Here is a 24,244-nt window from a genome sequence, read left to right as displayed (position 1 = left end):
TTCCACTACCTCTGTCAGGGGCCCCAGGGGCGGCGGCCACCGCTTGCACGCGGGCAGGACGTTCGCGCACGCCCCCGGCGTGCCCACGCCGGTCGCCGCCTGGTCTCCGAGAAGGTGTGCACCGGTCAGGCGGGCTGAGCACCGCCTTGCTCGACGTGCAGGTGGACCGGCCCGCGCAGCACGGGGCTGCGCCGGTAGGGCGGGGGATCGGTCACCAGCGTGGGCCGGTCGAGGCGGCGTACCAGTTGGGTCAGCGCGATCTGTGTCTCCCGCCGGGCCAGCGGCCCGCCGAAGCACAGGTGGATGCCGCTGCCGAACCCCAGGTGCTGGTTGTCCCGCCGGTCCGGGTCGAAGCGGTCGGGATCGGGGAAGCGGTCCGGGTCGCGGTTGCCCGAGGCCAGCATCAGCATGATCTGCGACCCCTTGGGGATGCTGGTGCCGGCGACGGTCATGTCGTTGTACGCCGCGCGCCAGGGGATGATGTGCACGGGGGGTTCGTAGCGCAGCAGTTCCTCGACCAGGGGAACGACCAGGCCAAGATCGCCGCGCAGACGCTCCAGCACGCCGGGGTGGCGCAGCAGGGTCAGCATGCCGTTGGTGATGAGGTTGACGGTGGTCTCGTGGCCGGCGATGAGCAGGAGGTTCGCGGTGGCGACGATCTCCTCGTCGGTCATCCGGCCGTCGGGTCCGTCGTCGTTGGCCAGCCGTGACAGCAGGTCGTCGCCGGGGTGGCCGTGCCGGTGCTCCAGCAGCCCGCCGAGGTACTCGCGCAGGTCCCTGCGGGCCTGTTGGCCCTTGTCCAGTTTCTCCTTCGGGTCGGTTCGGGGGTCGTAGTCGATGGAGTTGATCAGGTCGTCCACCCAGACGTGGAACTTCGGTTCGTCCTCGCGGGGCACGCCGAGCAGGCGGCAGATCACGGCGACGGGGAACGGATAGGCGAAGTCGTCGACGATGTCGATCCGCTCCTTGCCCGCGAAATCGTCGATCAGCCCGCCGACGATGGCCTCCAGGGCCGGTTCCATGCCGGTCACCAGCCTCGGCGTGTGCGGGGGGCCGAAGTGGCGCATCGCCATGCGGCGCAGGCGGTCGTGCTCGGGCGGGTCGAGGTTGATGAACGCCGGGGTGGCCTGCGCCTCGATCCCGGCCGGCGGACGGCACAGGCTCCGGGTGTCCGAACTCAGGTGGGGGTTGTGCAGGAGGTCCGCGATCTCGCGGTAGGTGCTGATCACGTAGCTGCCGTCGTCCTGCCTGGCCACGGGCGTCTCACGCAGTTCGGCGTACAGGGGGTACGGGTCGGCGCGGGAGGAGTGGTCGAGGATCCGCCGGAGCGTCGCGGTCGTCTCGGTCGTGGTCATCTCGCTCTGCCTCCTACCGGTGCTGGTACGCGGCCGTGACGCGCCGCTCACTGGGGTTGTGACCGGTGACGACCACGGTGGCGCCCTGGGCGAGCAGCGCCGGGCCGGGGAAGTCGACGGGCACCGGTTCGGTGTCGGCGGGCTGGTCGGGGGCGGGGGAGGGGGGCGGGAAGGGAGCGGCCGTCTCGATGAGCCTGCGGTAGTGGTCCAGCCACTTCGCGTTGTTGAAACTCACCGCCGCGGTGACGCGGCCGTGATAGCCGTACGCGGCGACGAAACGGCGCTCGCGCACCGACCCCTGGGTGACGACCACCTCGTCCGCGAAGGTCGGCACACCGACGGACTTGATGTTGACCCCGAACTGGATCGACCAGAACAGCGGGATCGACAGATGGGGCCAGCGGTCCGCCTGGCCGCTGACCATGTTGTGCGCGGCCACCTCCGCCTGCTCCACCGCGTTGGCCCAGTGCTCCAACGAGATGAGCCGGTACTCGTAGATGGGGTTGGGGCAGCGTGCCACGTCACCTGCGGCGAAGACGTCGTCGGTGACCAGGCCGTTGAGGTCGAGGGCGCGGCAGCCGGTGTCGCAGGCGATGCCCCAGACGCCCGTCGCGAGCCCCGATCCCTGCAGCCACTCCGTGTTGCGGATGCCCCCGAGGGCGACCACCGCCACGTCGGCGTCGACGGTGGTGCCGTCGTCGAAGTGAGCGCGGCGAAGACGCCCCTGCTCGTCGCCCTCCAGCCGGGTCACCTTGACACCGCAGCGCAGGTCGACCCCGTGGTCGCGCTGCATGTCCGCGGCGACCTGACCGACCATGGCACCGAGCGCACCGACCAGCGGGGCCGGCGCGAGTTCGGCGACGGTCACCGGGATCTCCCGCTCGCGGCAGATGGAGGCGATCTCGGACCCGGTGAATCCCGCGCCGATGACCAGCACCCGCGAGGGGCCGGCGGCCAGGGCCCGTTGCAGGCCCGCGGCGTGTTCGCGGGTACGGACGACGAAGACCCCGTCCAGGGCCGCCTCGCTCTCCACGAACCACGGCCGGGCCCGGACGCCGGTGGAGATCAGCACCCGGTCGAAGGGGACGGCGCGTCCGTCGGCGAGACGCACCTGGTTGGTCGCCAGGTCCAGCCCGCTGGCGGGCACCCCCAGCAGCCACTCCGCCCCGATGTCGCGACGGCGCGGCAGCGCGGTGTTCCCGGCCGGTACCCACCCGGTCAGCACCTGCTTGGACAGGGGAGGCCGGTCGTAGGGCTCGCCCAGCTCGTCCCCGATCATCGTCAGGGACCCGGTGAAGCCCTCGTCGCGCAGGGCCTCGGCGGCCCGCAGGCCCGCCAGCGACGCCCCGACGACCACGATGCGGCCGTCCCGCCTGAACGCTTGCAGATTGTCGGCGCTGGTCATGGCGTGGACGCCTCCGACGGCGCCGCGCGCCCCTCCAACCGGTCGACCAGAATCGCCTGGACGGGGCAGGCCGCGGCAGCGCGCAGGACCTGCTCGCGCCGGGCGTCGTCCGCGTTCGGGTCGTACATCAGCGCTTCCTCGCCGTGCATCCGGAACGCGTCCGGAGCCAGGAAGGCGCACTGCGCGTATCCTTCGCATCGAGAAAGATCGACGACGACTCTCATCCCGACCTCCGCAGAAACTGGCAGCCGTGGCCCCGCAAACCGGTGCCCCTGGGCGCGCGACGAGCACACGGCGCGCGGGCGAGGGGCGCGGGACGGCGAGAGCGAGGGGGTGCAGCCGTGGCTCGGCTCCGCGGAAGCGAGGAGTTGCACCGCGATCGGCGGGTCGCCGCGGATGCTCATGGTCATCGCGTACAAGGCGACCGGCGGGTGAAACCGCCTGAGAAACAGTGACCTGACTGCCAAAAAGCCTAGCGCGGCCGTCCGCCGGCCGCACTCCGGGCAACCGGTCACGCGGCCCGGGGCACCGGCCCGGCCGCGTTCGACCGTTCGGCGCAATCGGCCCCCGCCCGGCGTGTGCGGCGGGTCCGGTGATGGTTCGGTGTCGACAGGAGCCGGCAGGGCTCCACGAGAGCGGGGGCGGTCAGTCGAGAAGGAGAACGGCGTGAGCGTGACTCAGGGAGCCCCTCGGGGCGTCATACCCTCACACCTGCTGAAGGGCCAGAAAGCCCTCGTCACCGGCGCGAACTCGGGCATCGGCAAGGCGACCGCCATCGGCCTGGGGCGCGCCGGGGCCGACGTGGTCGTCAACTACGTCGCCGGCGGCGAGGAGGCCGAGCAGGTGGTCGAGGAGATCACCGGGTTCGGCGTGCGCGCGATGGCGTACGAGGCGGACGTGTCCCAGGAGGACCAGGTCGTCGCGATGACCGAACGGATGGTGGCGGAGTTCGGCACCATCGACATCCTCGTGGCCAACGCCGGGCTGCAACGCGACGCCGCGTTCACCGAGATGACGGTGTCCCAGTGGCAGAAGGTGCTGGACGTCAACCTCACCGGCCAGTTCCTGTGTGCCCGGGAGGCGACGAAGGAGTTCATGAGGAGGGGAGTCGTCCCCGAGGTGTCGCGTGCGGCCGGGAAGATCATCTGCATGAGTTCGGTGCACCAGCTCATTCCCTGGGCCGGTCACGTCAACTACGCGGCCTCCAAAGGGGGTGTCCAGATGATGATGGAGACCCTCGCCCAGGAACTCGCGCCGCACCGGATCAGGGTCAACGCGGTCGCTCCGGGAGCCATCAAGACGCCCATCAACCGGAGCGCCTGGACCACCGCCGACGCCGAGAAGGAACTGTTGCGGCTGATCCCCTACGGACGCGTGGGCGATCCGGAGGACATCGCCCACGCGGTGGTCGGGCTCGCCTCGGACCTGATGGACTACGTGGTCGGCACCACCCTCTTCGTGGACGGCGGCATGACCCTCTTCCCCGGCTTCGCGACCGGCGGCTGAGCGGCTTCGCGCCCTTGGCCCGCCCGGGCCCCGCCGTCCCGCTCCCGCCGGGGCCCGCTTCGGTCCGCAGCTCTCAGTCCCGCTGCCGGTCCAGGGCCTCGTCCAGGGTGGTCGCCGCCATGATCAGCGACAGGTGCGTGAAAGCCTGCGGGAAGTTGCCCAGTTGCTCGCCGCTGGGGCCGATCTCCTCGGCGAACAGGCCGACGTGGTTGGCGTAGGTCTGCATCTTCTCGAAGGCGTAGCGCGCCGGACGGGTCCGGCCGGCCAGGGCGAGGGCGTCGACGTAGAGGAAGGTGCAGAGGCTGAAGGTCCCCTCGGAGCCCCGCAGTCCGTCCGGGGAGGCCGTGGGGTCGTAGCGGTAGACGAGGCTGTCCGACACCAGCGTGCGGTCCATCGCGTCCAGCGTCGACAGCCAGCTGGCCGTCCTGGGTGCCAGGAAGCCGACGCGGGGGATGAGCAGCAGCGAGGCGTCGAGCACCTCGCCGCCGTAGTGCTGCACGAGGGCCTGTTCCTTCTCGCTCCAGCCCCGCTCCATCACCTGTTCGAGGATCGCATCGCGAGCGGCGGTCCATCTCGGCACGTCGGCGGGCCGGCTCTGCTCCCTGGCCAGGCGCAGGCCCCGGTCGAAGGCCGTCCATTCCATCACCCGGCTGAAGGTGAAGTCCTTGCGCCCGCCCCGGGTCTCCCAGATGCCCTCGTCGGGGCGGTCCCAGGAGTCGGCCAGCCGGTCGAGCGTCCGCGCGAGGTTCTTCCAGCCGTGGTAGCTGCCTCCCTGGGAGACGTCGTGTCCCTCCGACAGGGCGTAGAGCGCCTCGCCGTAGATGTCCAGTTGCAGCTGATCGGCCGCCGCGTTGCCCAGCCGCACCGGGTACGAACCCCGGTAGCCCTCCCAGTGCGAGAGGATCTCCTCGGGCACGTCGGGGTCGCCGTCGACGCGGTACATGATCTGCAGCGGCTCGCCGTCCACGCCCTCCCGGGCCTGGAGCCGATCGCCCATCCAGCGCGTGAACCGGGCCGCCTCCTCGGCGAACCCCAGGTCGAGCAGGGCACGCACCGACAGGGAGCCGTCCCGGACCCAGGTGTAGCGGTAGTCCCAGTTGCGTTCGCCCCCGACCTGCTCGGGCAGGCCCATGGTGGCCGCGGCGACCGGAGCCCCCGTGGGGGCGTACGTGAGCAGCTTGAGCGTGATCGCCGAGCGGTGCACCACACCCGGCCACCGGCCGCGGTACCGGGAGCAGCGCACCCAGCGGTGCCAGAAGTCCACGACGTCCCAGAACCGGTCCATCGCCCCGTCCGGGGTGAGCGGCGGCGGGGCGGCGAGCTGGTCCCCGCCGACGGTGAAGACCGCCGCGGCCATCTCGCCGGCTCTCAGCGTCACCGTGCCCCGCACGTCCGTGCCGTCGCGCTCCAGGGGGAAGGTGCCCTGCAGGTGCGCCGTGACACCGGGCGCACGGAAGGTGGCGGTGCCGTCGCGCAGGTCGAGACGGTGGGTGGCCCGGCCGTAGTCGAAGCGCGGACGGCACTCCAGCGTGAAGCGCACCGTGCCGCGCACCGCCCGCACACCGCGTATCAGCGCATGCTCGTCGGTGGGGGTGCCGGTGCGGTCCGGTGGCATGCAGTCGAAGACCTCACCGACACCGTCCGGCGACATGAAACGGGTGACCAGGACGGCGGTGTCGGGGTAGTACAGCTGCTTGCAGGTGGCGTTCTCGCTCTCCGGCGCGAACAGGAAGTGCCCGCCGCGGTCGTGGTCGAGCAGGGCGGCGAAGACACTGGGCGAGTCGAACCGGGGCGCCGCGAACCAGTCGACGACCCCCCGGGACGAGACCAGAGCGGCTGTTTGCAGGTCGCCGACGAGGCCGTGGTCGGCGATGGGCGGGTAACGGTCCATGATCATCTCGCTTCTCCGGGGGCCCCACTTCCACTGTCCGCCCTGCGCGAGATGGCTGCCACGGGATGCGGAACCGTCAGGAGGGGTGCCGCCGCCGTCAGGAGGCGCTGCCGGCGGCGCCGTCGCGCCGGGGCCGGGGGCCGGGGCCCGGCCGGGCGGTGGGCCGGTTCGCGCGGGCCGTCCGCCGTGGCGGACTCCGGACCCGCGCGTCCACCGGGACAGGCGCCGGCCCCATGGCAGGCAGCTCAGTGGAACGGGCGGGGCACCGTGCACCGGACGCTTTGGCCGGCGGCCGGGCCACGGTGCCGGTGCCCCGGACGGCTCCCGTGACGCGGGCCTCGCGGCGAGGCCACCCCGGGCTGACCGGATCAGGCCCTGCCGGGGCCGGTCGGCCCCCGCCAGGGCCTGTCGTCCCGCTTGCGGTGGAGGTGGCCGCCGACCAGACTTGCGTATGCGGCAGTGTCGTGATGTGGAACACGCCCCGTCCGGCCGGCCCCCTCGTCGGGGCCATGGTCACCGCGCCGCCCGCGTCCTGCGGGAAAGGGCTCCGGAGACCCGGCCGTAAGACGCGCTTCGCACCGTATGCGGCACGGCTGGGGGCCGCGCAGCCATCTACTGTGCCTCACCGCGCGGCCTTCTCACTCAGTCTGTTGAGCGAGGCATCGGAAGGCAGGCATTTCCCATGAACGTGCAGCGCACCAAGCGGCTGCTCGCCGTCTCCGCGGCCGGCGTCCTGCTGGCAGGCGGCGGCGCGATCGGCGCGGCCGGGACCGCTGCGGCGGCCCCCACGGCCCACGTGTCCTCGTATTCCCACCACTCCGACGACGACTGCGGCTGGTGGGGCGACGACTGCGGCTACGGCGGCTACGGCGGCGACCACGGCGGTTACGGCGGCGACCACGGCGGTTACGGCGGCGACCACGGCGGCTTCGGCGGCGACCACGGCGGCTTCGGCGGCGACCACGGCGGCTTCGGAGGTGACCACGGCGGTGGCGGTGGCCACGGCGGCGGTGGTGACCACGGCGGCGGCGGTGGCGGCCACGGCGGCGGCGGTGGCGGCCACGGCGGCGGTGGCGGCGGTGGCCGCTGACCCCAACCGGTGAACGCGTGGTGTGCGCCCTCCTCCGTGAGGACGCACACCTGCGCCCCTGACAGGCTTTCGGAACGAATCCGACCCAGGCACGCCCCGCTCCCCGCGCCGACGCGCGGAGCGGGGCGTCACGTTCGTCAGGGGGATCCAGGGACGGCGAGGAAGCAGAGAACCCGGCGTGTTCAGGAAGGCAAGGACCGGGTGGCCACGGTGAGTTCGGCCCGGGCCGACGACGTCCGCTCCTGCGGGCGGCGACGCCTGGACCTACGACGGCCGCGGCGTGAACTCGGTCCGCCGGCACCGGTCCCGGCGCACGCGCCCGGACAGCGCCGTGAGGAACAGGAGGCGCAGTGCGGGACGCCACGGCGCCTGCATGGCGGTCCACGCTCCTGACCACCTGCGCAGTCCCCGAGGGTCGTCCAACGGTCCCGGACCCACGGCTCCCGTGGATTCGGGACCGCGACCCATGCGAGGTAGTTCCAAACTACTCCGATTCCGGCTGAGGAACGACATGCGCCGGCCTGGCCTGCCCAAGAGCCGTGCGGGCCAGGCGGATCGGGCGTGCGGGGAGGCGCCGACCGCAGTGACGGCGCGTGAACTCGGCTTCTGCCGGGCTCATTTCGTGCGATCCGCCGTCGTCCCACCCGCGTCACCCGGGCCGCGGTGCGGACCCGAGCGCCTGCCCACCGGGCTCCGCCACCGGCTCGGTACCGCCGCCACCCGGCGGCGATCCCAGCGCGTCCCTCAGTACGTCACCGCCGTCCGTCCCGACCAGTCCGGCAACGGCCGGCGGGCACCTGGTCAGCCCGTACCACCCGCCGGGCGGGACCGGCTCGGTGGGACTCCGGGGCCGCCGCACCTGTCCGTACGCCACCGCAGCCGCTGCCCGCCCGGCCGGCCACCGCCGGCTCCGGTCCCTGCCCGGCACGGACCAGCGCGCTCAGGGGAGGACCGCCCGCGCCGGGTGTGCGGGCACGGCACGGGGCCGTACAGGGCCGGGGCCGACACCCTCCCAGGGGGCCCAGTTCATCCGCCGGGGGACGGGCGGCACGAAGGCGCGGGTCAACTGGCGCTGTCCGTAGACGGTCCAGGCGTGTGCGTTGAGGTCCTCGGCGGACACGGGAACTCCTGGTGAGGGAGGGGGCGTGGTCGGGCGAGCGGCGGTGGACGTGCGCGTCCGGTTCGGCGGCGGGCCGGTCAGGGGCGTCCAGGAGGGCCGCCCGCGGTCGTTCAGGGCCTGGAGCGCCTCCGGCCGGACCACGGGGCACGGCGGGGGAGGGCCGCGGCGGGCGGCGGGGCCTGTGCGAGGTGTGCGGGAGCGGGGCGGAGGCAGGGGGCACCGAGGCCGGGGCGTCAGGCCCCGCTCGAGGCGCCGGCCACTGCGTGGCCGGTGGTCTCCCAGGCCGCCTCGATCATCCGGAAGACCTCGTCCACCGCGGCCTGCGGATCCTCCGCGTCACGGGCCAGCGAGAAGGCGTCGATCACGAACCTCGCGATCGACCGGCACGCCGTGGTGGTCCCCGGCAGAGAGAGGTCCGCGGCGACGGCCGCCGCCAGCGACTCCGCGTGGCGCAGCCGCATCGACTGCTCGTACTGCCGCAGGGCGGGCGACGCGTCGATCATGCGCCAGATCGGGGCGGCGCCGTCCGCCGTGCAATGGCGCACCAGGGCGTGCATCTCGCGGCGGAGCGAGGGCATGAGCGGCTCCCCGGGCGCCCGGTCGGTGACCGCCCGGGTGAGGCGGCGCTCGAAGTCCTGGTCCTGCTCGAACACCAGGGCCTCTTTCGAGGGGAAGTGCGAGAAGAGCGTGGTCACGGCGACGTCGGCCTCGGCGGCCACGTCCCGGATGCCTACCGCGTCGTACCCGCGTTCCAGGAAGAGCCGCAGGGCCGTGTCGGCGATCTTCTGGCGGGTGGCGGCCTTCTTGCGCTCTCGGCGTCCGAGCGGCTCGGTCATGGACTGATACTAGCAGATACGTAACAATAACTGCTACAAAGTAAGAGCTGTTCCGGAAACCTAACCGTTAGTGTTATGTTCGGTCGCATGAAGAGAGTGAGCTTCGCCGAGTTCGGCGGTCCGGAAGTCCTGCGCCTGGAAGATGCCGAGGAGCCCCACGCGGGCCCCGGCCAGGTGCGCATCGCTGTGCGGGCGGCGGGTGTGAACCCCGTCGACTGGAGGATCCGTGAAGGGCAGGTCCTCAAGGCCCATCCGATCGAGTTGCCCTCCGGAGTCGGGCTGGACGCCTCCGGTGTGGTGGACGAGGTCGGCGAGGGGGTCGACGGTGTCGAGGTGGGGGACCACGTGTTCGGTGAAGGTGTCTCCACCTACGCCGAGTTCGCGGTGCTGTCGGCCTGGGCCCGGATGCCCGACGGCCTGACGTTCGAGGAGGCGGCCGGGTACCCCTCCGTGGTGGAGACCGCGCTGCGTGTCCTGCGTGAGGTCGGTGTGCGGTCCGGACAGACGCTGCTGGTCAGCGGCGCGGCCGGGGGGGTGGGGTCGGCGGTCCTGCAGATCGCCCGCGACCGCGGCATCACGGTGATCGGCACGGCCGGGGCCGCCAACCAGGACTACCTGCGCGGCCTGGGCGCCCTCCCCACGACGTACGGCGAGGGGTGGGTCGAGCGGGTGCGGCGGCTCGGCCGGACCGACGCGGCCCTCGACCTGGCCGGCTCGGGCGTGATCCGCGAACTCGTCGAGCTGACCGGGGACCCGAACAAGGTGATCTCCATCGCGGACCTCGACGCGCCGCGGTACGGCGTCCGCTTCTCCGGCGTGGCCGGGAGTGTGCCGGACGCGCTCGCCGAGGCCGTCGCACTGATCGAGCGGGGCGGGCTCCACATCCCCGTCGAGAAGACGTACGCGCTCGCCGACGCCGCGGCGGCGCACGTCGACAGCCAGGCCGGCCACGCGCGCGGGCGCCGGGTCCTGATCGTCTGAGCCGGACCCGCGCACGGCCACCGCCGGCGAGCCGGGAACTCGCCGGCGGTGGCCGTGCGCGGCCCCCCGCGGGCACCCGGTCCACGGGAGGCCGCCCCCTGGGCGAGGGCCCGGCAGGGCCGCACCGCGGGCGAGGGCCGGCGGAACGCCTGGTTCCTTCGCCCGTCCCCGGTGAGTTGGGACAGACGGCCCACCGACTTCCCGCAATGCCCCGCCCCCACCGCCCGCCGGTCCGCCGCGCACCCGGCCGCTGTACACAGTCAGTGCTGCAATCCGTGATTCCTGTCGCAGGTCCGTACGCCGAGAGGAAGCTGGTGCAGCGGTGGCCGAAGTCATTGCCCGGACGCGCGTCGACGTGCGTGAGCGGGCCACATGGACGGAACTCTTCTACGACCTGGTGCTCGCCTTCGGGGTCAGCCAGGTCGCCCACGTGCTCGCCCTGCACCCCGGCTGGTCCCGGCTGGGCGGCTGCCTGCTCGTCCTGGTGCCGCTGTGGTGGGCGTGGGTCGACGTCGTGATGGCGATGAACGCCGTGCACGAGACCACCCTGCAGCGGGTGTTCCTGCTCCTGGCCGGCCTCGCCACCTACGGGATGGGCATGTCCGCCCAGCACGCACTGGAGAGCAGGCCGGAGGCGCTGCTGTACGCGGGGAGCTACCTCGCCCTGCGGCTGCTGATAGGCGAGGCGATACGGCGTGAGTGCGCCGTCTACACCATCCACCCCTACCGGGCGGGGCTCGCCTTCGCGCTGGCCCTGTTCGGGGTGACCGCGCTGCCGGACCAGATGCGCACCGCCGGGTGGACCGTCGCCGTCGTCGCCGAGATCCTCGCTCCGCTCGTCCTGAGCGGCCATCTGCGGCAGCTCGCCTTCGGCGTCAACCATCTGCCGGAACGTTTCGGCCTGTTCATCATCATCGCCCTGGGAGAGAATGTCGTCTCCGTCGGGGCCTGGGTGGGCGGCCGCCACCTCGGATCCACCGAACTGGCGGCCGTGGCCCTCGCGTTCCTCACCGGCTGCGGACTGTGGTGGCTCTACTTCCACCTCGCCGCGTCCGCCGTCGCCTACGCCCTGCGCTCCCATCCGACCCCCGCCGTCGTCGTGCGCGATGTCCTGAGTTACGGCCATCTCGTCCTGGTCTGCGGGCTGTTGCTGGTGGCCGTCGGCGCCGAGCGGATCGTCGCGGAGCCGACCGTGACGCCGTACCGGCTGGCCGCGGGGCTGCTGCCCGCCGGCGCCGCCCTGTTCACGCTCACCTTCTGCTACACACGCCGCCGGATGTTCGGCGCCGCCTCCGTGACCCGCTTCGCGGGCGGGCTCGTGCTGCTCGGCGTGGCGGTCGCCGCACCCCTGGTACCGGGCCTGGCCACGCTGGCCGCCGTGGCGTTCGTGCTCGTCGCCGTCAACGGCCTCGAACACTGGCTGCTGACCGGCGGCCGGCACGTCCCGCTGATCTTCGTCAAGCACTGAGACGGGTGGGGGCGGCCCGGCACACGCCACCGCCAAGTGGCCAGGTCCGCACGGCGACTTGACGCAGTGTGCCGACCCCGTCCCGCCGTCCGGCGGCCGCCTCGCGGCCGCCCCTAGCTTTCTTGCGTACAAGGCCGCGGCGCGCGGTGCGCGGCAGTCCTGCATCCGTTCGCGAAGGAGTGGTCCGATGACGATCCCAACGACCCAGGCCGTCGGCGACGGCTCCCTGTTCATCGACGGCAAGTTCCAGCCCGCGGACTCCGGGGAGACCGTCCAGGACATCAACCCGGCGACGGAGCAGCCGATATGCGAGGTGGCCTGGGCCGGGACGAGTGACCTCGACCGGGCCGTACAGGCGGCGCGGCGCGCCTTCGACGTGGGGCCCTGGCCCGCGATGCCCGCCAAGGAGCGCGCCCGCCTGATGCTGCGCGTGGCCGACGGCATCGAGGCCGCCGGAGAGGAACTGGCCCGGCTGGAGACGCTCGACGTCGGCAAGCCGATCACGTTCACCCGCGGCTTCGACGTCCGGGCCGCCGCCGAGATCTTCCGCTACTACGCCGGGATGGTCGAGCAGCTGGAGGGCGCGGCCCGCCCGGCGGGCGCCCGCTCCCTGCAGTACACGCGGCGCGAGCCCCTCGGCGTGGTCGGCGCGATCACCCCGTTCAACTTCCCGCTGAACCTCGCGGTCAACAAGATCGCCCCCGCGCTCGCCGCGGGCAACACGATCGTCCACAAGCCCGCCGAGCAGACCCCGCTGACGGCCCTCGCGCTCGCCCGCATCCTGGCCGAGGCCGGGCTGCCCGAAGGCGTCCACAACGTCGTCACCGGCGGCGGCGCCGAGGTCGGGGGCGCGCTCGTCGAACACCCCGGCGTCGACAAGATCTCCTTCACCGGCTCCACGGCCACCGGCAAGCGCCTGATCGCCGCCGCTGCCGCGACCCTGAAGAAGGTCACCGTGGAACTCGGCGGCAAGGGCGCCAACATCGTCTTCGGCGACGCCGACATCGAACCGGCCGTGCAGGCCGCCTTCCAGGCCGGGTTCTTCAACACCGGCCAGTTCTGCATGAGCGGCTCCCGGCTGCTGGTGCACCGCTCCGTGCACGACCAGGTGGTGGAGGCGCTGACCGGCGTCCTGGGCGCGATACCGGTCGGTGACCCGCTGGACGAGACCACCGTGCTCGGCCCGCTGGCGCACCGGCAGCAACTGGACAAGGTCGTCGAGTACGTCGGCATCGGCCGCGAGGAGGGCGCCACCGTCGCCTACGGCGGTGAGCGCGGCCACGACGGGCCGGGCTACTTCCACCAGCCCACGCTCTTCACCGGCGCTCACCCGCAGATGCGCATCGCCCAGGAGGAGATCTTCGGCCCGGTCGTGACGGTTCTGCCGTTCGACACCGACGAGGAGGCCGTCGAGATCGCCAACGGCACGCCCTACGGGCTCGCCGCGGGCCTGCACACCCGCGACGTGCGCCGCGCCCACACCGTGGCCGCCCGGCTGCAGGCGGGGATCGTCTGGGTCAACACCTGGGCGGCGTTCGAGAACTCCACGTCCTTCGGCGGCTACAAGTCCTCCGGCTACGGCCGCGAGCTGGGCCCCGAGGGGATCGAGGAGTACCTGCAGTACAAGACCGTGTACGTCAATGTCGATTGAGGTAGAGATGTCCGACCAAACCCGCCCCGGCGCCCTCTCCGCCGGGCTCGTGCTGGGCGCGTTCCTGGCGCCCAGCGCGCTCGGAATGTCCGCCACGCCCATCGCGCTGCCCGCGCTCGGCGACAGCCTCTCGGTGGCCTCCGGGGCGACGGCCTGGGTGCTGGCGGGCTACACGCTGACCCTCTCCGTCGCCTCCGCCCTCGCCGGCCGCCTCGCCGACATCCGCGGTCTGCGCATGCCCATCGTCACCGGCATGGTGCTGCTGCTGGCCGGCACCGTCCTCGTCGTCGCCGTCCCCTGGTTCCCGGCCGTCATCGCGGGCCGCATGCTCCAGGGCATCGGCGGAGGCGTCGCCGCCGTGCTCTCCTTCGGCGTCGCCAACCGGCTCTTCACCGAACCGGGCGAACGCGGACGCACCATCGGCACGATGGGTGCCGTCGTCGGCATCGTCTCCGGCGGCGGCGCGCTGCTCGGGGGCGCCCTCACCGACCTGATCGGCTGGCAGGCGGCGCTCGCGCTGCCCGGTCTCTCGGCGCTCGCCGCGGTCTGGGTGCTGCGCATCGCCCCCGCCACCCAGCCGCGCCCCGAACGCCTTGACGCACGCGGCGCGGTGCTCTGCCTCGCCCTCGCCGCGGCCCTGGCGGTCCTCCTCCAGGCCCGCACCACCCACCTGAAGGAGACCCTGGTCCTGGTGCTCGCGGTGCTCGCCGTCGCGCTGGCCGCGGCCACCGTGTGGCACGTGCGCCGGGTGCCCGACGGGTTCCTGCCGCGCCTCGTGGTGAGCAACGCCCGCTTCGTGCTGGCCGCCGCGGCCGGGTTCACCCTCTTCGCCGGTTACCTCATCATCCAGTTCGCGGCGCCCCGGCTGATCCTCATGGACCACGACCTGAGCGTCACCCAGATCGGCCTGATCCTGCTGCCCACCGGTGTGGTCAGCGCGGTCCTCTCGCGGACGGCCGGCGGTCTCGCCCACAAGGTGGGCCCGCTGCGCCTGGTCACCGCGCTCACCGTGCTCAGCGCCGCCGGCCTGCTGCTCGCCGCGTTCGCCGGGCGCCAGCCCGTCGCCCTGGTCGTCGCGGTCGCCGCCTGCGTGTCCGGGTTCAGCGCCGGCCAGGTCGCGCTGATGGCCGCGGTGCCGCACCTGGTCGACAGCTCCGTGCACGGCGTGGCCGCCGGTGTCTTCCAGCTCGTGTTCATCACGGGCGGCTCGCTCGGCTCCGCCGCCGTCGGCGGCATGGTCGGCGCGATGAGCCTGTCCACCGCGATCGGCGTGCTCGCCGTGGTGCCGCTGATCGGGCTGGCGGCCGCCGTGGCCGCGGGGCTGCTCGTGGCGCGGCAGACGCCGGGGCAGGCATCCGTGGCGGGCGGCGCCCGCGCGGCCGTCGCGGCCGAGAACCCGGCCCGGGCCACCGGCTGACGCCCACCTCCCGCCCCCGCTGCCGTTCTTGGAGTCCGCTCCAGGGGCGGCAGCCCTTTTTGGCCCGGCCGCCGGCCGGGCGGCGCCGCTCGCAGCGCACCCGACGCGGTCCACCCCAAGCAGTCACCCACCCAGCTCACCGAAGAGCTTCCCCGAAGGAGCGGACATGGCTCGACTGACCCGCCGAGGTTTCCTCGGCACCGCCACCGGCGTCGGCGGCGCCGCCGTCCTCGGCACCCCGGCCGCACAGGCGGCCCAGCCCGCGGCGGCCGGGCAGGCCGCCACCGGCCCGGCCGTCCCGGCCGTCGTCGACACCGTCACCGTGACCGCCTCGGACCCGCGCTACCTGGACCTCACCCAGCGCGGGTACAACGCCCGGTTCGCCGCCAGACCCGACGCGATCCGCCTCGTGCACTCCACCGAGCAGGTCGTCGCCGCCGTCCAGGAGGCGGTCACGACCGGCGCCCGCATCACGGTGCGCAGCGGCGGACACTGCCTCGACGGCCTCGTCGACGACCCGGAGGTACGGATCCTCGTCGACCTGTCGGAGATGAACGCCGTCGGCTACGACGCGTCCCGGCGGGCCTTCAGCGTCCAGGGCGGCGCCACCCTCGGCCAGGTCTACCGCACCCTCTACCTGGAGTGGGGCGTGACCATACCGGCAGGCGACTGCCCCACCGTCGGCGTGGGCGGCCATGTCACCGGCGGCGGCTACGGTCCCCTCAACCGCAAGTACGGCGCGGTCGTGGACCATCTGTACGCCGTGGAGGTGGTGTACGTCGACTCCGCGGGCACCGCCCGTTCCGTGATCGCCACCCGCGAGGCCGACGACCCCAACCGGGAGCTGTGGTGGGCCCACACCGGCGGTGGCGGCGGCCAGTTCGGGATCGTCACCCGGTTCTGGTTCCGCTCCCCGGGCGCCACCGGCACCGACCCGGCGGGCCTGCTGCCCAAGCCGCCGCACAGCCTGCTCAAGACCTCCACCAGCTGGAAGTGGACGGACCTGACCGAGGCGGACTTCACCCGCATCGTCCGCAACCACAACGCCTGGCACGCCGCCCACAACGAACCGGGCACCGACTACGACACCCTCAACAGCGCCCTGCTGCTCTACAACTACGTCCAGGGCGCCGTCTCCCTCACCGCCCAGCTCGACGGGTCCCTGCCCGACTCCCGTCAGCTGCTGGACAGTTACATCGCCGCGGTCGCCGACGGCGTGAGCGCCCCGCACACCACCACCGCGCACAGCACCCCCTGGCTGAAGGAGTCCCTCAAGGACCACTACGACACCGGGCTGTACAACCGCGGCAAGTTCAAGGGCGCCTACCTGCGCAAGGGCTGGTCCGCGGCACAGCTCGCGGTCCTGTACCGCAACCTCAGCGACCCGGCGTACACGGGGCACGGCGGCGCGATCCTCTTCTCCTACGGGGCCCAGGTGACCAAGGTCGCCCCCGACGCCACCGCCCTCGCCCAGCGCGACTCGATGCTGAAGGCCAACTTCCTGACCTACTGGACCGACCCGGCCGAGGACGACCGGCACGTCGCCTGGCTGCGCGCCCTGTACCGGGACTTCTACGCCGCCACCGGGGGCGTGCCGCTGCCCGACGGCGACGCCGACGGGTCGTACATCAACTATCCCGACCCGGACCTGACCGACCCGCGCTGGAACACCTCCGGGGTGCCCTGGCAGACCCTGTACTGGAAGGGCAACCACCCGCGCCTGCAAGCGGTGAAGAAGAAGTGGGACCCGCGCGACGTCTTCCACCACGCGCTGTCCGTCACGGCCTGCCGGTGAGACACCGCGGCCCCGCCTCCCCGGACTGCGGGGGAGGCGGGGCCGCGCGCCGCCGGGTGCGTCAGCCGAGCGACGGGAAGACGACGCCCGTCAGCGACTCGCTCAGCTCCCGCAGCCGCGCCCGCGCCGCCGGGTCGTACGCCTGGGCACCGGCCCGCGAGGGGGTGGTCCGGTTGAAGTACTCGCCGCTGACCTCGGCGAGCGCCGGGTCGGTGACGAGGCGGGCGGTGTTGCGCGTGCCCTCCTCCAGGGTGCTCTGCGGGGTGAAGAGGTTCACCACGATCTTCGTCGGCATGTACGAGGCCGGGTGCAGGGCGTTGACCGTGACCCCGGTGCCGGCGAGCTGCTCGGCCAGGTCCTTGGTGAGGCTGATCTGGGCCAGCTTGGCCTGGCAGTACGCCTGCCCGCCGTCCCAGCCGCGTTCCAGCATCACGTCGTCGAAGTCGATCGGGGCCTGCCCGGCCGAGGTGACGTTGACGATGCGGGCGGGCGCGGAGCGCACCAGGAGCGGCGCCAGCCGGCAGCTGAGGACGTACCCCGCCAGGTAGTCCACCTGGAAGGTGAGTTCGTGGCCGTCCTGGCTCTCCTGGCGCGCCGGCTCCACGCCGATCCCGGCGTTGTTGACGAGGACGTCGAGCCGTTCGTACCCGGCCACGATCCGGTCGGCCAGGGCGCGGATCTCCTCCAGGGAGGAGAAGTCGGCCAGCTCGTAGCGGAACCGGTCCGCGCCGGTCTTCGCCCGCAGCTCCTCCAGCAGCTCCTGCCCCTTGCGGGCGCTGCGGCCGTGCAGGATCAGTGTGGCGCCCTGGTCGGCGAGTTCGTGGGCGAGGGCGCGGCCGAGTCCGTCGGTCGCGCCGGTGATGAGGATGGTCTGTTCGCTGACAGGGCTCATGGTGTCCATCTTCCTGGTCGTTCCCTCGTGTGCGTCGGAACATGGTGGAAGGCACGGCCGGTCGAGGTCGACCGGCCGTGCCCGGTGCGGGCGTACGCGGATCACGCGCTCACGCGTAGGACCGCAGTTCTTCGGGGCTCTGGTCCGTGTAGCCCTGGCTCACCTCGACGACGACGCCGTCGGGGTCGGCCACCCAGACCGTCTTCCAGCCGGGGATGAACGCGTCGAAGGCCAGCGGCCCGAGCAGCACCTCCAGCTCCCCGTCGGCCGCCGCCATGAACGCGTCCACGTCGTCGACCTGGAAGGCCAGGTGACGGACGGCGCCGGGGTTGTCCGGGCCGTCCTTGGCGGTGGCGAAGGCGGGCGCGGAGCCGGTGGGGAAGAGTTCGAGGTAGACGGGGCCGGCCTTGAGGAAGACGACCCGGCTGCCGTCGGCCTCCACGACGCGGGCCCGCTCGAAGCCGAACCAGCGCCGGTAGAACTCCTCCGTGGCCCGCTGGTCACGGCAGTTGAGACCGACGTGCGCCCAGCGGACGCCTGCGGGTGCGGACACCGGCCTCACGCCCCACCGGTGACGGCGGCGAAGGGGACCGTGTCGTGCACGTTCGTCATGTAGACGATCTCGCCGCCGGCGATCCGGAAGTAGTTGCACACGTCCGCCTCGACGGACTCGCCGCCCGGGGTGCGGGCGGAGATGTGCGAGACGACGGCGGCCTGGTCGCCGTCGACGACGATGTGCACGGGGACGTTCGAGAAGGACGCGTACATCTGCGGGAACCCCTTCATCATGTCCCGCAGCGTCTCGCGGCCCTCCACGTGCCCGGCGAGCTGCTCGTCCATCGTCTGGTCGACGGCGAACAGGTCGCACCAGGGGTCCCAGTCACCGGCGTTGGCGAGCCGGTAGTAGGTGTCGACGATCTCTCGGGTGTTCATCGCGGCCTCCTCGGCGCAGGGGTTCGGCGGGTTGCGCGGGTCACGGAAGCTCCACGCCGAGCTGGCGCATCAGGCCGGCGGTGTCGGCCTGCACCCAGCGCTCGACGACCTTGGCGTCCTCCAGGCGGTAGACCTCCAGGCTGGTCCAGGAGACCTCGCGGCCGTCGGGTTCCTGGCCGAAGAAGGGCGCGACGTGCTTGCCGTGGAAGGTGATGTGCATGATCACCTTGTCCGGCGCCGCCGGGTACAGGGCGTCCAGGTGCACGGTGAAGTCCAGGGCGTCGTGCGCGGCCTTGATGATGACCTTCAGCTCGTCCAGGCTCGCCACGTCCCAGGCCGGGTTGTTGTCCCGGAACGTGGGGCCGAACAGCTCGTCCAGGTCGTCGTAGCGGCGCTCGTTCACGGCGTCGCTGACCGCCTGCACGGTCGCCAGGTTCGCCGCGTCGGTGGAGACCTGCTCGCGCAGGCCGAGCAGGTCGTCCTGGGCCCAGCGCTCCACGAACCGGCCGTCCTCGACGCGCCAGATCTCGGTGGTGGTCCACTCCACCGGGCGTCCGGTCGCCGGGAAGCCGAAGACCGTGTCGCCGTGCGTCCCGGTCAGCCGGACCCGGGTGACGACCTTGTCGCCGCCCCCGGCGCCGACGGGCAGCGCCTCCTGCAGCTCGCCCTTGAGGCCGTAGGTGGCGTGGGCGGCGCGCAGCGCGGTCAGGTAGTCGTCCAGGCCCTTGATCTCGAAGCCGGGGTGGTGGTCGGTGAAGTCCTCGCCGATGACCTGGGCCACGGCGTCGTAGTCGGCGGCGTTGAACGCGTCGAGGAAGCGCCGGTACAGCGCGACGCTCGGGGAGTTCTCGGCGGTGCTCTCAGAGGTGGGCATGGTGGGTCTCCTCGGTCCGTCGGTGGTGGGAGTCCTTGATCAGCTCGGCCGCGCGTTCGCCGATCATCACGCTGGGCGCGTTGGTGTTGCCCGCGACGATCCGCGGCATCACGGAGGCGTCGGCGATCCGCAGCCCGGTGATGCCGTGCACGCGCAGTTCGTGGTCGGTGACCGCGTCCGGCCCGGTGCCCATGCGGCAGGTGCCGGCCGGATGCCACAGGGTCGTCGCCCGTTCGGCGACGTAGGCGCGCAGCTCACCGGGGTCGCGCACGCCCGCGCCGGGCCCCAGTTCCTCGCCGCGCAGCCGGTCGAAGTCCGCGGTGTGCGCCAGCTCGCGGGCCAGCAGCACCCCGTGCACCAGGACGTCCACGTCGGCCGCCGCCGTCAGGTAGCCCGCCTGCACGACGGCGGGGGCCGCCGGGTCGGTGGAGCGCAGCCGCAGGCGGCCGCGGCTCTCGGGCAGCAGCGCGATCGGCGCGAACGTGAAGCCGGGCCCGGCGTGCTGGTCGGCGGGCGCGTCGGGGGCGAGGAACTTGACCGGCCCGAACGTGAACTGGAGATCGGGCGCCCGGCCCTCCGCGTCCCCCTGGGTGTGCGTGAACAGGCCCGCCTCGGCCAGCAGCGCCCCTTCGGGGTGCTCCTCGCGGGAGCGGTAGCACACCGGCACGAACAGGTGGTCCTGCAGATTGCCGCCGACACCCGGCAGGTGCTGGACGACACCGATGCCGTGCGCACGCAGGTGCGCGGCCGGCCCGATGCCGGAGAGCATCAGCAGCTTCGGCGTCTCGAAGGCGCCCGCGCAGACCACGACCTCCTCGTCCGCCCACGCCTGCTGCCGCTGCCCGTCCCGCACGTAGGCGACACCGGTGGCGCGGGTGCCGTCCAGCAGCAGCCGGGTGGCGTGCGCGCCGGTGGCCACGGTCAGGTTGGGGCGGTCGAGCGCGGGACGCAGGTAGGCCGTCGCGGTCGAGGCGCGGGTGCCGTCGTCGGTGCGGGTCGTCTGGTACAGGAAGCCGTAGCCGTCCTGCCGCTCGCCGTTGTAGTCGTCGCCCGGCGCGTCGAAGCCGAGCCGGCGGGTGGCCGCGACGAACGCATCGGCGACCGGCGTGGGAGCGGTGTGGTCGCGCACCCGCACCGGGCCGCCCTTGCCGCGCAGCGCGTCGCCGCCGCGGTCGTAGTCCTCGGCACGGCGGAAAGCGGGCAGGACGTCCGCGTACGACCAGCCGGGGTTGCCCAGCGCCGCCCAGCCGTCGTAGTCGTGGCGGCTGCCGCGCACCCACATCAGGGCGTTCACGGAGCTGCAGCCGCCCGCCACCTTGCCGCGGGCCACCGGGACGCGGCGGCCGCCGAGAGCGGACTCCGGCTCGGTCGCGTAGCCCCAGTCGATCGTGGGGCTCCACTCGCTGCTCAGCAGGGCGAGCAGGGAAGCCGCGTCGGTGCGGTGGATCTCCGGCCGCTCGTCCCAGCCGCCCGCCTCCAGGAGCAGCACGGTCACGTCCGGGTCCTCGCTGAGCCGGCTCGCCACGGCGCAGCCCGCGCTGCCGGCGCCGACGACGACGTAGTCGTACGACATGGGAACCTCCCGCATCGCCGGCTCAGGCCGGGTTCAGGGCGCCGACGTGGTAGGTGCGGATGCGCAAGGCACCGTCCGCACCCTCGCGCACCAGCTGCCAGGTCTGGTCGATGCGCAGGGCCGACACACTGCCGTCGGAGAGGTTCTTGGCGGTCCACACGACGGTCACCTCGACGTCGACGAGACCGTCGTGCTCGTGGGTGCGCAGCTTCTCCACGATGTGGCTCTGCGGGCCGAAGCTCTCGCCCACCGCCGCGTACCAGTCGCGGAAGTCGGCGTGGGAGCGCAGGGTGCGCTCGGGGAAGGCCATCTCCAGGCCGTCGTCGATCACGTGCGGCAGCAGGTCCTCGACCGGCTCGTGGCTGCTCAGGATGTCGTACCAGTGCTGGACGAACGCGGCGACGTCCTGGCCGGGCTCCGTCCGCGGGCTCTGTGCGGTCGTCATGCCAAGTCCCTCTCGCTGAAGGAGTGTCCGGTGTCATCCGGAGGTGTCCCGGTCGATTGGGCCACGGCGGCCGGGCCCGCCGCCCGGCCCGGACGCCCGGCGCGCGCATTGCGTGAGGTCGGCCGGCGGGCTTGCCGACGTCGGCGGGCGAAATGGCGTAGTGCGCGCACCCACTTGGGGATGTGGGGCGACCGGGACGGCCGCCCGTGCCGGGCCCGGCCCGCGGAACGTAGACATGAGTTCGACCGGTCCCATCCGACCCGCGTCGCACGAGAGGACACCCCATGAGCAAGCGCATCCTCGTCGTCCTGTCCGAATACGGCTACTGGGGCGAGGAGCTGATCGGCCCGCTGGAGACCTTCGACAAGGCCGGCTACCAGGTCACCTTCGCCACGCCCACCGGCAAGCGTCCGGTCGCCCTGCCGCCGAGCATGGACCCCGACTACGTGGACCCGCCGCTCGGCCGCTCCGTCACCACGCCCGAGATGGCCGCCAAGGTCCGGGCGATCGACAGCTCCCCGCGCCTGGACGGCCCCCTCGACCTGTCGTCCTGGCTGCCCGACCGGCCCTACCGCTCCAAGCCGTACTTCCTGCGGGACTGGGAGGCGTACAACACGCGCCTGGAGCAGATCCGCGACCAGATCGCCGACCGCTACGACGCCCTGCTCATCGTCGGCGGCTCCGGACCCATCGTCGACCTCGCCAACAACTGGCGGGTGCACGACCTGATCCTCGCCTTCCACGCCCTGGACATGCCGATCGCCGCCGAATGCTACGGCGTCGCGCCGCTCGCCTTCGCCCGCGACCAGGAGGACCGCGTCTCCATCATCCGGGGCAAGCACGTCACCGGGCACTGCATCGAGTACGACTACAAGGACGGCACCGGCTTCATGGGCACCGACTTCGTCATCGGCCCGCCGCCCTACCCGCTGGAGTACATCCTGCGCGACGCGACCGCGCCCGGCGGCGCCTTCCACGGCAACTTCGGCAAGGAGACGTCCGTCATCGTCGACTACCCGTTCATCACGGGCCGTTCGACGCCGGACTCCTACCTGACGGGCCAGAAGCTCGTCGAGGTCCTGGAGGACGGCCTGCGTCAGTGGGGCTTCCGCGCCGACGACTGACCCCGACCGCACGGCAGCCACGCAAGAGCCGCGAACAGAAGCGGGCCTTGGCGGCCGGCGCCCGGCACGCGCCCTCACCGCGTCGCCGGAAGGTCCTGACAGCTCCAGGAACCTTGCGGCGCCTTGCGATCGCACGCACCGGGCACCGCCCGCCGATCGGGCCCCGCTTCTGTCCGCAGCTCGAAGCCTTCGCAGAAAGGTGCACGTCATGGTCAGCAGGCCCGCGCGGGTCGCGATCCTCGAACAACTGCGCGCCGACGGGGTGCGGTACATGTTCGGCAACCCCGGCACGGTCGAGCAGGGTTTCCTCGACGAATTGCGCAACTTCCCGGACATCGAGTACATCCTCGCGCTCCAGGAATCCAGCGTCGTCGGCCTCGCCGACGGCTACGCGCGGGCGACGCGCACCCCGGCCGTGATGCAGCTGCACACCGGCGTCGGCGTCGGCAACGCGGTCGGCATGCTCTACCAGGCACGGCGCGGGCACGCCCCGCTGGTGGCCGTCGCCGGCGAGGCGGGCCTGCGCTACGACGCCATGGACGCCCAGATGGCCGTCGACCTGGTCGCCATGGCCGAGCCCGTCACCAAGTGGGCGACGCGGGTGGTCGACCCCGAGTCGGCGCTGCGGGTGCTGCGCCGCGCCTTCAAGGTGGCGGCGACCCCGCCGTACGGCCCGGTCCTCGTCGTCCTGCCCGCCGACGTCATGGACCGCCACACCGGTGAACCCGCCGTGCCCACCTCCTACGTCGACGTCTCGGCCCCGGCCGCCCCCGAGGTGCTGGAGCGGGCGGCGGGGCTCCTGGCGGCGGCCGAGCGGCCGATCGTCATCGCCGGCGACGGCGTCCACTTCGCGGGCGCCCAGGAGGAACTGGGCCGGCTCGCCAGGACCTGGGGCGCCGAGGTGTGGGGAGCGGACTGGGCGGAGGTCAACCTGTCGGCCGCCCACCCCGCCTACGCCGGACAGCTCGGCCACATGTTCGGCGACAGCAGCCGCAAGGTCACCGCCGCCGCGGACGCCGTCCTGATCGTCGGAACCTACGCGCTGCCCGAGGTCTACCCGGCCCTCGACGGCGTCTTCGCCGACGGCGCCCCGGTCGTCCACATCGACCTGGACACCGACGCCATCGCCAAGAACTTCCCCGTCGACCTGGGCATCGCCGCCGACCCCAGGCGCACGCTCGACGGCCTCGCCCACGCGCTGGAACGGCGGATGGACCCGCGGGCCCGGGCGCGCGCCGAGGAGTGGTTCGCCCTGCGGTCGGCGCGGCGCTCGCGCGAACTGGCCGAGGCACGGCGCGGCGATCCGGCCGCGTTCGCCCCGGACGCCCTGCCGACGGCGGCCTTCCTCCAGGAGCTGGCCCGCCGGCTCCCCGAGGACGCCGTTGTCTTCGACGAGGCCCTCACCGCATCCCCCGACCTCAGCCGCCACCTGCCGCCGGCACGGCCCGGCCACTGGCACCAGACCAGGGGCGGCTCCCTCGGCGTCGGCATCCCCGGCGCCATCGCCGCCCGGCTCGCCCACCCCGAGCGCACGGTGGTCGGCTTCACCGGTGACGGCGGCTCCCTGTACACGATCCAGGCGCTGTGGACCGCGGCCCGCCACGGCATCGGCGCCAAGTTCGTCATCTGCAACAACAGCAGCTACAAACTCCTCGAACTCAACATCGAGGAGTACTGGAAGAGCGTCGGCGTCACCGCGCACGAACAGCCGGAGATGTTCGACCTGTCCACGCCGGCCATCGACTTCGTCGCGCTGGCACGATCCCTGGGCGTCCCCGGCGTCCGGGTCGAGAAACCCGGCCAGGCCGCCGCGGCCGTCGAGCAGGCGCTCGGCACCCCCGGCCCCTTCCTGGTCGACCTGGTCACCGGACGCGGAAGGCAGGAGTGA

21 protein-coding genes are annotated in these 24,244 nt (G+C 72.8%); 9 read left to right on the top strand and 12 right to left on the bottom strand.

Going from position 1 to position 24,244, the window contains the following annotated elements:
* Window positions 1-125 precede the first annotated feature (125 nt).
* Genes ABZ719_RS08640 through ABZ719_RS08630 form a run of 3 tightly spaced genes read right to left on the bottom strand, consistent with a single transcriptional unit; the run spans window position 126 to window position 2,984 of the window.
* Window positions 126-1,355, bottom strand: a complete 1,230-nt coding sequence (locus ABZ719_RS08640) for a cytochrome P450 (RefSeq protein WP_366724466.1) — start codon at window positions 1,353-1,355, stop codon at window positions 126-128.
* 13 nt (window positions 1,356-1,368) lie between these two features.
* Window positions 1,369-2,760 (bottom strand): FAD/NAD(P)-binding oxidoreductase, encoded by a 1,392-nt coding sequence (locus ABZ719_RS08635; protein ID WP_366724465.1) that lies wholly within the window; start codon window positions 2,758-2,760, stop codon window positions 1,369-1,371.
* Window positions 2,757-2,984: a ferredoxin gene (locus ABZ719_RS08630; protein WP_366724464.1), complete on the bottom strand. Its 228-nt coding sequence runs from the start codon at window positions 2,982-2,984 to the stop codon at window positions 2,757-2,759. Before ABZ719_RS08630 ends, ABZ719_RS08635 begins: the two co-directional genes overlap by 4 nt.
* A gap of 442 nt (window positions 2,985-3,426) precedes the next feature.
* Between ABZ719_RS08630 and ABZ719_RS08625 the strand changes: the two genes are divergently transcribed.
* Window positions 3,427-4,266, top strand: coding sequence for an SDR family oxidoreductase (locus tag ABZ719_RS08625; protein WP_366724463.1), 840 nt, complete (start codon window positions 3,427-3,429; stop codon window positions 4,264-4,266).
* Window positions 4,267-4,339: 73 nt separating this feature from the next.
* Here the strand turns inward: ABZ719_RS08625 and ABZ719_RS08620 are convergent, their stop codons facing one another.
* Window positions 4,340-6,163: a glycoside hydrolase family 15 protein gene (locus ABZ719_RS08620; RefSeq protein ID WP_366724462.1), complete on the bottom strand. Its 1,824-nt coding sequence runs from the start codon at window positions 6,161-6,163 to the stop codon at window positions 4,340-4,342.
* A 676-nt stretch (window positions 6,164-6,839) separates the two neighbouring features.
* Here ABZ719_RS08620 and ABZ719_RS08615 point away from each other — a divergent pair.
* Window positions 6,840-7,247 (top strand): hypothetical protein, encoded by a 408-nt coding sequence (locus tag ABZ719_RS08615; RefSeq protein ID WP_366724461.1) that lies wholly within the window; start codon window positions 6,840-6,842, stop codon window positions 7,245-7,247.
* 940 nt (window positions 7,248-8,187) lie between these two features.
* Here the strand turns inward: ABZ719_RS08615 and ABZ719_RS08610 are convergent.
* Both ABZ719_RS08610 and ABZ719_RS08605 read right to left on the bottom strand, forming a co-directional pair.
* A complete protein-coding gene (locus ABZ719_RS08610) occupies window positions 8,188-8,367 on the bottom strand; it encodes a hypothetical protein (RefSeq protein ID WP_366724460.1) in 180 nt (59 codons plus the stop codon).
* A 233-nt stretch (window positions 8,368-8,600) separates the two neighbouring features.
* The gene (locus ABZ719_RS08605; protein WP_366724459.1) at window positions 8,601-9,203 is read right to left on the bottom strand and encodes a helix-turn-helix domain-containing protein; all 603 of its coding nucleotides are present in this window, start codon (window positions 9,201-9,203) and stop codon (window positions 8,601-8,603) included.
* A gap of 87 nt (window positions 9,204-9,290) precedes the next feature.
* On the opposite strand from ABZ719_RS08605, the gene ABZ719_RS08600 reads away from it, so the two are divergent.
* The 5 genes from ABZ719_RS08600 (at window position 9,291) to ABZ719_RS08580 (ending at window position 16,515) form a co-directional block, all read left to right on the top strand.
* Window positions 9,291-10,184 carry an NADP-dependent oxidoreductase gene (locus tag ABZ719_RS08600; protein ID WP_366724458.1) on the top strand — a complete coding sequence of 298 codons (894 nt, stop codon included), beginning with the start codon at window positions 9,291-9,293 and terminating at the stop codon, window positions 10,182-10,184.
* Between the two features lie 322 nt (window positions 10,185-10,506).
* Window positions 10,507-11,652: a low temperature requirement protein A gene (locus ABZ719_RS08595; RefSeq protein ID WP_366724457.1), complete on the top strand. Its 1,146-nt coding sequence runs from the start codon at window positions 10,507-10,509 to the stop codon at window positions 11,650-11,652.
* Between the two features lie 187 nt (window positions 11,653-11,839).
* The gene (locus tag ABZ719_RS08590) at window positions 11,840-13,303 is read left to right on the top strand and encodes an aldehyde dehydrogenase family protein (RefSeq protein ID WP_366724456.1); all 1,464 of its coding nucleotides are present in this window, start codon (window positions 11,840-11,842) and stop codon (window positions 13,301-13,303) included.
* A gap of 7 nt (window positions 13,304-13,310) precedes the next feature.
* Window positions 13,311-14,720: an MFS transporter gene (locus ABZ719_RS08585; protein WP_366724455.1), complete on the top strand. Its 1,410-nt coding sequence runs from the start codon at window positions 13,311-13,313 to the stop codon at window positions 14,718-14,720.
* 166 nt (window positions 14,721-14,886) lie between these two features.
* Window positions 14,887-16,515 (top strand): FAD-binding protein, encoded by a 1,629-nt coding sequence (locus ABZ719_RS08580; protein WP_366724454.1) that lies wholly within the window; start codon window positions 14,887-14,889, stop codon window positions 16,513-16,515.
* A gap of 61 nt (window positions 16,516-16,576) precedes the next feature.
* On the opposite strand, the gene ABZ719_RS08575 is transcribed toward ABZ719_RS08580, so the two are convergent.
* From ABZ719_RS08575 to ABZ719_RS08550, 6 genes are all read right to left on the bottom strand, one after another.
* On the bottom strand, window positions 16,577-17,407 hold the full coding sequence (locus ABZ719_RS08575) for an SDR family NAD(P)-dependent oxidoreductase (RefSeq protein WP_366724453.1): 831 nt from the start codon (window positions 17,405-17,407) through the stop codon (window positions 16,577-16,579).
* Window positions 17,408-17,516: 109 nt separating this feature from the next.
* On the bottom strand, window positions 17,517-17,960 hold the full coding sequence (locus ABZ719_RS08570) for a VOC family protein (RefSeq protein WP_366724452.1): 444 nt from the start codon (window positions 17,958-17,960) through the stop codon (window positions 17,517-17,519).
* 5 nt (window positions 17,961-17,965) lie between these two features.
* Window positions 17,966-18,340, bottom strand: coding sequence for a nuclear transport factor 2 family protein (locus ABZ719_RS08565; RefSeq protein WP_037859218.1), 375 nt, complete (start codon window positions 18,338-18,340; stop codon window positions 17,966-17,968).
* A 40-nt stretch (window positions 18,341-18,380) separates the two neighbouring features.
* The gene (locus ABZ719_RS08560; RefSeq protein ID WP_366724451.1) at window positions 18,381-19,214 is read right to left on the bottom strand and encodes an ester cyclase; all 834 of its coding nucleotides are present in this window, start codon (window positions 19,212-19,214) and stop codon (window positions 18,381-18,383) included.
* Complete coding sequence (locus tag ABZ719_RS08555; protein WP_366724450.1) at window positions 19,201-20,787, bottom strand: GMC family oxidoreductase N-terminal domain-containing protein; 1,587 nt, start codon at window positions 20,785-20,787, stop codon at window positions 19,201-19,203. The genes ABZ719_RS08560 and ABZ719_RS08555 overlap by 14 nt, the downstream gene beginning before the upstream one ends.
* 22 nt (window positions 20,788-20,809) lie before the next feature.
* Window positions 20,810-21,232, bottom strand: a complete 423-nt coding sequence (locus tag ABZ719_RS08550) for a nuclear transport factor 2 family protein (RefSeq protein WP_366724449.1) — start codon at window positions 21,230-21,232, stop codon at window positions 20,810-20,812.
* A gap of 284 nt (window positions 21,233-21,516) precedes the next feature.
* Here ABZ719_RS08550 and ABZ719_RS08545 point away from each other — a divergent pair, with 284 nt between their 5' ends.
* Both ABZ719_RS08545 and ABZ719_RS08540 read left to right on the top strand, forming a co-directional pair.
* Window positions 21,517-22,356, top strand: a complete 840-nt coding sequence (locus ABZ719_RS08545) for a type 1 glutamine amidotransferase domain-containing protein (RefSeq protein WP_037859226.1) — start codon at window positions 21,517-21,519, stop codon at window positions 22,354-22,356.
* A gap of 208 nt (window positions 22,357-22,564) precedes the next feature.
* Complete coding sequence (locus tag ABZ719_RS08540) at window positions 22,565-24,244, top strand: thiamine pyrophosphate-binding protein (protein WP_366724448.1); 1,680 nt, start codon at window positions 22,565-22,567, stop codon at window positions 24,242-24,244.

Origin of the sequence: Streptomyces sp. NPDC006743 (assembly GCF_040703815.1) — a bacterium.
Taxonomy (GTDB): Bacteria; Actinomycetota; Actinomycetes; order Streptomycetales; family Streptomycetaceae; genus Streptomyces.
This window is presented reverse-complemented; position numbering and strand designations above follow the sequence as displayed.